The following is a 6,414-nucleotide window of genomic DNA, read 5'->3' as shown; positions in this document are numbered from 1 at the left end:
GCGTGCGGGCGGGCGGAGACGGGCGGGAGCGGTTCAGACGTCCGGTGGCTGGGGCTGGGTGCGGCTCACGTCGTAGACGCCCGGGACGTTGCGCATGGCGCGCATCAGGGCCGGGAGACCGGCGGCGTCGGGGAGTTGGAGGGTGTACGTGTGGCGGACGCGCTGCTGGGCCGGCGGGGACACCGTCGCCGAGACGATCTCGGCGCCCTCGAGCGCGATGGCCTCGGTGAGGTCGGCCAGCAGACGGGGGCGGCCGAACGATTCGGCGAGCAGCGTGACCCGGCACGCGGCGGTGTCCCCCCAGCGCACGCCGATCTCCGCGCGCCCCGCGCTCTTCATCCGCGCGACCGCCGCGCACTCCACGCGGTGCACGGTCACCGCTCCCCCGCGGATGATGAATCCGGTGACCTCGTCGGGCGGCACGGGCGTACAGCAGCCCGCGAGCCGCGCGTTCGCGCGGGGCCGTCCGACGACCAGGACGCTCGCCCCCCGGGGCGCGAAACCCGCGGACGCGCCGGGGCCCCGGACCGGGGCCGGGCCGGTGTCCGTCGCGGTACCCGGAGCCGGGGCCGCGGGAGCGGGCGCAGGAGTGCCGTCCTCCTCCTCGGTGGGGGACGGCCGCGTGGCCAGCCGGCGTTGGATGGCGATGCGGGCGGCCGGGGTGTGGGCGTGGTCCAGCCACTCCCGGGAGGGTTCGGAGGCCGGATCCTGGCCCATGAGCAGCTGGACGGTGTCGCCGTCCTTCAGGACGGTGCTCAGCGTCGCCAGGCGGCCGTTGACGCGGGCGCCCATGCACGCGTGCGCGTCCTCGCCGTACTGGGCGTACGCGGCGTCCACGCACGTGGCGCCCTCGGGCAGGCCCAGTGTGCCCCCGTCGGGCCGGAAGACGGTGATCTCGCGGTCCTGGGCGAGGTCCTCGCGCAGCGTGGACCAGAAGGTGTCGGGGTCGGGTGCCGCCCGCTGCCACTCGAGGAGGCGGGAGAGCCAGCCCGGCCGGGTGGGGTCGACGCGCTCGCCGTCGCTCGCGGACTGCTCCTCCGCAGGAGGGGCGTAGGGGTTGCCGAGCGCGACGACACCGGCCTCGGCGACCTTGTGCATCTGGTGGGTGCGGATGAGGACTTCGACGACCTGGCCGTCCATGGGGGTCTCCCCGGGCGAGTCCGTCCGGGTCCGGGGGAGGGCGACGGCCGTGTGCAGCGACTGGTACAGGTTGAACTTGGGTACGGCGATGAAGTCCTTGAACTCCGAGACGACCGGCGTCATGCACGTGTGCAGCTCGCCGAGGACCGCGTAGCAGTCGGCGTCCTCGTTCACCAGCACCAGCAGCCGCCCGAAGTCGCAGCCGCGCAGCCGGCCGCGCTTGCGGGCGACGCGGTGCACGGAGACGAAGTGCCGGGGTCTGATGAGGACTTCGGCGTTGAGGTCGGCCTCACGCAGCACCCCGCGGACCTGCTCGGCGACCTCGGCGAGCGGGTCGTCCGGGCGCGCCGCGTTCTCGGCGATCAGCACGCGCGTGTGGGCGTACTCCTCGGGGTGCAGGACGGCGAAGACCATGTCCTCCAGCTCGGTCTTGAGGGCCTGCACGCCGAGCCGCTCGGCGAGCGGGATGAGCACGTCCCGGGTGACCTTGGCGATGCGTGCCTGCTTCTCCGGGCGCATGACGCCGAGGGTGCGCATGTTGTGCAGCCGGTCGGCGAGTTTGATCGACATCACGCGGACGTCGTTGCCCGTGGCGACGAGCATCTTGCGGAAGGTCTCGGGCTCGGCGGCGGCGCCGTAGTCGACCTTCTCCAGTTTCGTGACGCCGTCGACGAGGTAGCGCACCTCCGCGCCGAACTGCTCGCCGACCTGATCCAGCGTCACGTCGGTGTCCTCGACGGTGTCGTGCAGCAGCGACGCCGTCAGCGTCGTCGTCTCCGCGCCCAGTTCGGCGAGGATGAGAGTCACCGCGAGGGGATGCGTGATGTACGGCTCGCCGCTCTTGCGCATCTGGCCCCGGTGGGAGGACTCCGCCAGGAGGTAGGCGTGGCGCAGCGGTTCGAGGTCGGCGTCGGGGAAGTGCGCGCGGTGGGCCTCGGCCACGTGGCCGATGGCGTCGGGCAGCCGGTCGCGGGCGGCCGGGCCGAGCAGGGCGGCACGGCCGAGCCGGCGCAGGTCGATCCTCGGGCGGGCCCTGCGGCGGGGCCCTGCGGGAGCCATAGGGCCCGGGGCCGCAGGGTTCGTGGCATCCGCACTCATGGGCACCTCCGGCTGCGTGGACCGGCGGACGGGGCGCCCCAGGGCGTACACGGCTCAGGGGTTGGCGACGGATCCCCCGTCCGGGCCGGTGCTTGATGCTATCGAGCCCAGCGGGTCCGACCGGCCGTCTCTCGGTGAGCGTGAAGCGGATCACCCATTCGAGCGACGGTCGGAAGGTTTACGGTTTTCGGTCACCTGGCAGGTGGCCGACCGTGGATTCCCCGTCTGTTACCCCCTCCGGGCATACGTATGACCGGAGATGGGGCCGCGGAAGCTGCGACACGCAGCCGCCCCGCTGTCAGCCGACGGCGGTTTCCAGCCACTCGCTGTCGATCTCGCCCTCGGCGACGATCACCGCGGGACCGGTCATCTCGATCTCGCCGTCCGGCCGTTCGGTGATCACCAGCGTTCCGCCGGGCACGTCCACCGTGTACGTCACCGGGGTCCCGGTGGCCGTGGGGTCGGCGCCGTCGCGCCGGGCGGCCGCCACGGCGACGGCACACGCGCCCGTGCCGCACGAGCGGGTCTCCCCGGAGCCGCGCTCGTGCACGCGCATGGCGACGTGGCGGGGGCCGCGGTCGACCACGAACTCGACGTTCACCCCGTCCGGGTAGGCGGAGGCCGGGCTGAAGGACGGCGGGGAGAGCAGGTCGCCGGCGTCGGCGAGGTCGTCGACGAAGGCGACCGCGTGCGGGTTGCCCATGTTCACGTTGCGCGCGGGCCGGCTGTGCCCGCCGACGCTCACCGTGACGTCCCCTTCGGGGAGCCGCGCCCTGCCCATGCCGACGGTGATGGCCCCGTCCTTGGCGATGTGCACGGCCTTCATGCCCCCGCGCGTGGCGATCGCGAGGTCGCCCTCGGCCGCGTGTCCGGCGTGCTGGAGGTAGCGCGCGAAGACCCGTACGCCGTTGCCGCACATCTCCGCGATCGAGCCGTCGCCGTTGCGGTAGTCCATGAACCACTCCGCCTCGGCCGCCATCTCCCGGGCCTCCGGGTGCGCGGCCGACCGCACGACGTGCAGCACGCCGTCCCCGCCGATGCCCGCACGGCGGTCGCACAGGGCGGCGACGGCGGCCGGGGACAGGTCGACGGCGTTCTCCGGGTCCGGGACGATCACGAAGTCGTTCTCCGTGCCGTGACCCTTGAGGAAGGCGATGCGCGTACTCATGCCCCGATCGTACGGGGTGCCCACGACGACCCGGCGCTCACGCCCGACGGTGCCCCGGGGCCTGTCCGGCACTTCGCGTCGGATCAGCCCGCGGCGGCGAGGGGGGTACCCCCTGCTCGTCAAGAGCTTGGGGAGCGGTACCCGGGGTCACCTCCCGGCCTCCAAGCCGGGAGAGCGCCGCGGGCCCGGCGGGAATGGTCCGGCAGGCCCTAACGGAGCCGGGCGACGCGCCAAACGGCGAGGACGACGACCACGGCGACGAGGAGGGCGTACGCGCCGATCACCCGCCAGTCGAGGCGGCGGCCCGAGTCCCGCGGGGGCAGGCCCGGCCAGGTGTGGCCGACGCGGCGGGCGGCCATCATGCCCCAGCCGGCCGAGCAGGAGCAGAGCAGCAGCCCCAGCATGGCGATCACGGCGCCGTTGTCGCCGTCGAAGGCCAGCGGGAAGGCGAACATGAGGGAGCCGACGGCGGCCAGGCCCACGATGGGGGCCAGCTGCCAGATGCGCAGCCGCCGCTGCGGGCGCAGCTCGACCTCCACCTCGGGCCCGGCGAACATCTCCTCGGGCTCCGGGCCGTCCGCGGTCACCCCGCCCTGCGTCTCGTCGGGCCCGTCGGGGCTCAGGGAACCCTCGTCCGGTTCCGTGCCGCCGTGGTCCACGGTGATGCGGTCCGTGCCTTGTGCGGTGTCGCGAGGGCCGGCCTCCATCGCCACGCGCCCTCCCAACTAGGACTTCATTCGGTCGATCGGAGCTTGATGATGGCACGGCGCGGGAGGCCCGGATGACCGCCGGGACGTCCCGATGCCATGACGTGATCAGGCTGTAACCGGTCGTTCGACCAACGTCAGCGCCAGGTGCGGAAGTTCCCCGAGATCCGCCGCGGCCCCGCTCAGCCAGTGCACGCGCGGGTCGCGCCGGAACCAGGAGTCCTGCCGACGGGCGAAGCGTTTCGTGGCGCGCACGGTCTCCGCGCGCGCCTCCTCCAGTGTGCACTCCCCCGCGAGCGCGGCGAGCACCTGCTGGTAACCGAGCGCACGCGATGCCGTACGCCCCTCTCGCAGTCCCTGCGCCTCCAGCGCGCGCACCTCGTCCACGAGCCCCGCCTCCCACATGCGGTCGACCCGGCGCGCGATGCGCTCGTCGAGCTCGGGGCGGGCCACGTCGACGCCGATCTGGACGGTGTCGTAGACGGCGTCGTGACCGGGGAGGTTGGCCGTGAAGGGCCGGCCGGTGATCTCGATCACCTCCAGGGCCCGGACGATACGGCGGCCGTTGCTGGGCAGGATGGCCCGCGCGGCCTCGGGATCGGCGGCGGCGAGGCGGGCGTGCAGCGCGCCGGAGCCGCGCAGCGTGAGCTCGTCCTCCAGCCGGGCCCGCACCTCGGGGTCGGTGCCGGGGAACTCCAGGTGGTCCACGGCTCCCCGGACGTACAGGCCGGAGCCTCCGACCAGGACCGGCCAGCGTCCCTCGGCGAGCAGCGCGTCGATCCGCTCCCGGGCGAGCCGCTGGTACTCGGCGACGGAGGCCGTGACCGTCACGTCCCAGATGTCGAGGAGGTGGTGCGGTACGCCGCCGCGCTCCTGCGGCGTCAGCTTCGCGGTGCCGATGTCCATCCCTCGGTAGAGCTGCATGGAGTCGGCGTTGATGACCTCGCCGCCGAGACACTGGGCCAGAAAGACGCCCAGATCGGACTTTCCGGCCGCGGTGGGACCGACGACGGCGATGACGCGGGGGGTGGGGAGTGCGCTGCTCACCGCAACAGTCTCGCAAACCCCGCACGGGGGCCTCGAACGAGTTGTGCGGCGGCACGGGGGTGAGGCCGTCGCCCGTTGATGCCGCATGGAGCCGGTATGGACGTTTTTGCGCGGCTCCTTCGTGGGTAGATGGCGACGGAGGAGGCCTCGGCCGCCGGGAAGAAGACCGCCAAGGAAGGTGAACCATGGGTCTGCTGGACAACATGAAGGCCCGGATCGGCCCCGCCAAGGAGAAGGTGTCGAACCTCGCCCAGCGCCACGGGGGCACGATCGGGCAGGGCCTGGACAGGGCCGCGAAGCTGGTCGACGAGAAGACCAAGGGCAAGTACAGCGACAGGATCCAGGCGGGCACGGGCAAGGCCAAGGACGCCGTGGACCGGCTCGCGCACGAAGGCGGCAAGGGCGGGAGGAGCCCGGACAGGGGTGCGGCCCCGGAGACCGGCGGGGCGCCGGGCGGCGCTTCCACGCCGGCGCCGGAGGGGCCGCCGCCCGCGCCCTGAGGCTCACGCCCGCCTCACGACCAGGTCGCGACCAGGTATCCCACGCCGTACGGCGCATCGTCGTGGAGCAGTTCGCCGGAGAGGCCGGCCCCCTCGGCGGCGCCCGCGAGCACCTGCCAGGGGGCCCGGCCCGACGCCTTCAGCTCATGCGCCCGCTCCGTGTCGAGCGCCATGAGAGCCGCCGTGTCCGCCTGCCCCAGCGCACGGGCGACCTCCGCGTCGAAGGGCTCGGCGCGTTCGTCGAGATACCCCGGTGCCTTGAGCGACCGGCAGGCGCTGGCGTCGCCCACCACCAGCAGGGCCACCCGGCCGGACCGCGCGGCGATCTCCCGGCCGGCCGCCGCACACCGCTCGGGAGCCGACGACTCCCCCACGCCGACCCCCTCGACCGGGGCACCGGACCAGCCGGCCCGCTCCAGCAGCCAGGCGGCCACGGCGAGCGAGGGCGGCAGCTCGCGCCCGGACGCGGCGCCCATGTCCCGGCCGAGCCGTACGTCCACGTCCACGCCGAAGCCCCGGAACGACCCCCGGGTGCCCTCGGGGTACGGGCCGCACCCGGGCTGTCCGGCGGGCCCGACGACCACGAGCAGGTCGGGCCGGGCGGCGGCGAGCACGCCCAGCGCGTCCCCGCACGCGGCCCGCGCGGTGTCCATCTCGGGCGCGGCACCCTCGGCGACCTCGGGCACGAGGAGGGGCGGGCAGGGGCAGACAGCGGCGGCGACAAGCATGATCGGCAGGGTAGCGCCGTACCGCC

The 6,414-nt window shown here is 74.0% G+C and carries 6 protein-coding genes; 1 reads left to right on the top strand and 5 read right to left on the bottom strand.

Annotation, left to right across the window (positions count from 1 at the left end; all coding sequences use genetic code 11):
• Window positions 1-33: 33 nt before the first annotated feature.
• The 4 genes from C1I97_RS06240 to miaA form a co-directional block, all read right to left on the bottom strand.
• Window positions 34-2,238, bottom strand: a complete 2,205-nt coding sequence (locus C1I97_RS06240) for a RelA/SpoT family protein (protein WP_111002220.1) — start codon at window positions 2,236-2,238, stop codon at window positions 34-36.
• Window positions 2,239-2,536: 298 nt separating this feature from the next.
• Entirely contained in the window at window positions 2,537-3,406 is an 870-nt protein-coding gene (gene dapF / locus C1I97_RS06235; RefSeq protein WP_111002222.1) for a diaminopimelate epimerase, read from the bottom strand.
• 209 nt (window positions 3,407-3,615) lie between these two features.
• Window positions 3,616-4,113, bottom strand: coding sequence for a hypothetical protein (locus C1I97_RS06230; RefSeq protein ID WP_111002219.1), 498 nt, complete (start codon window positions 4,111-4,113; stop codon window positions 3,616-3,618).
• Between the two features lie 108 nt (window positions 4,114-4,221).
• On the bottom strand, window positions 4,222-5,160 hold the full coding sequence (miaA, locus tag C1I97_RS06225; RefSeq protein ID WP_111002218.1) for a tRNA (adenosine(37)-N6)-dimethylallyltransferase MiaA: 939 nt from the start codon (window positions 5,158-5,160) through the stop codon (window positions 4,222-4,224).
• Between the two features lie 185 nt (window positions 5,161-5,345).
• Between miaA and C1I97_RS06220 the strand changes: the two genes are divergently transcribed.
• Window positions 5,346-5,660, top strand: a complete 315-nt coding sequence (locus C1I97_RS06220; protein WP_111002217.1) for an antitoxin — start codon at window positions 5,346-5,348, stop codon at window positions 5,658-5,660.
• Between the two features lie 14 nt (window positions 5,661-5,674).
• Here the strand turns inward: C1I97_RS06220 and C1I97_RS06215 are convergent, their stop codons facing one another.
• A complete protein-coding gene (locus C1I97_RS06215; protein ID WP_111002216.1) occupies window positions 5,675-6,388 on the bottom strand; it encodes a class III extradiol dioxygenase subunit B-like domain-containing protein in 714 nt (237 codons plus the stop codon).
• Window positions 6,389-6,414: the final 26 nt, after the last annotated feature.

Origin of the sequence: Streptomyces sp. NTH33, from assembly GCF_003236365.1 — a bacterium.
Taxonomy (GTDB): domain Bacteria; phylum Actinomycetota; class Actinomycetes; order Streptomycetales; family Streptomycetaceae; genus Streptomyces.
The sequence above is the reverse complement of the archived record's forward strand: the minus strand, read 5'-3'. Positions and strand labels throughout refer to the sequence as shown.

Coding starts and splice junctions, on each gene's coding strand:
- C1I97_RS06215 (WP_111002216.1), bottom strand. CDS start 6,388: ATGCTTGTCGCCGCCGCTGTCTGCCCCTGCCCGCCCCTCCTCGTGCCC.
- dapF (WP_111002222.1), bottom strand. CDS start 3,406: ATGAGTACGCGCATCGCCTTCCTCAAGGGTCACGGCACGGAGAACGAC.
- C1I97_RS06220 (WP_111002217.1), top strand. CDS start 5,346: ATGGGTCTGCTGGACAACATGAAGGCCCGGATCGGCCCCGCCAAGGAG.
- C1I97_RS06240 (WP_111002220.1), bottom strand. CDS start 2,238: ATGAGTGCGGATGCCACGAACCCTGCGGCCCCGGGCCCTATGGCTCCC.
- C1I97_RS06230 (WP_111002219.1), bottom strand. CDS start 4,113: ATGGAGGCCGGCCCTCGCGACACCGCACAAGGCACGGACCGCATCACC.